The sequence below is a fragment of the Pseudomonas sp. UM16 genome (assembly GCF_050312595.1).
Classification (GTDB): domain Bacteria; phylum Pseudomonadota; class Gammaproteobacteria; order Pseudomonadales; family Pseudomonadaceae; genus Aquipseudomonas.
The window spans coordinates 1-218 of the sequence record NZ_JBNPJT010000106.1 but is presented as its reverse complement, the minus strand read 5'-3'; the positions used below and the strand labels follow the sequence as shown (position 1 = coordinate 218).

At 66.1% G+C, this 218-nt stretch carries 1 protein-coding gene; it reads left to right on the top strand.

What is annotated here, in order from left to right:
• Positions 1–218 (top strand): AMP-binding protein (locus ACQRAX_RS25770; protein WP_427867804.1); only part of this gene is annotated, 218 nt, incomplete at both ends.

Genomic DNA, 218 nt, shown 5'->3' with positions numbered 1-218 from the left:
ACGGTGGTGCAGAACACCCCGTTCAGCTTCGACGTCTCGGTCTGGGAGTTCTTCTGGCCGCTGATGACCGGCGCGCGCCTGGCCATGGCCGCTCCTGGCGATCACCGCGACCCGCGGCGCCTGGTCGAGCTGATCCACGCCCACCAGGTCACCACCGTGCATTTTGTGCCGTCGATGCTGCAGATGTTCCTGCTCGACGAACAGGTCGCCAGCTGCAC